General features: G+C 61.6%; 1 protein-coding gene. It reads left to right on the top strand.

The genetic code is table 11. The features are described from left to right. On the top strand, positions 1 to 247 hold a 247-nt coding region (locus AC1DYG_RS20940; RefSeq protein WP_477641743.1), incomplete at its 5' end, for a hypothetical protein. Between the last annotated feature and the right edge of the window lie 112 nt (positions 248 to 359).

Genomic DNA, 359 nt, shown 5'->3' with positions numbered 1-359 from the left:
CAGTAGATACGTCAGCAATTCCCGAATTAAGGCACGCGAACTCAACAAGGAATCAGCCGCGAACATCGCCCGCAGCTTCAATCGCAAGTTCATCGAAGGCCTGGGTGAGGACGTCACCCGCCACGAAAGGCTCGCCAAGGAGGCCTGCGAGCGCGGCGACTACGACCTCCAGCGGGAAAATGACAAGCAGGCCGCTATGTCCAGGAGAGCGGGATACGACGCGTGGGTCGACAGCATTCTCCGCTGACGCCCACTTGGCCACCCTGGAGACCTGAACGTCGGTTGTCGGCGGGCCTGGATGCGTAGCGCGATCCAATCCGTGCGACATTCACAGGAAGCTCGCCTCGGCGTGCGGTAGC

It is taken from the genome of Pedococcus sp. P1_H8 (assembly GCF_056405175.1).
The sequence above is the reverse complement of the archived record's forward strand: the minus strand, read 5'-3'. Positions and strand labels throughout refer to the sequence as shown.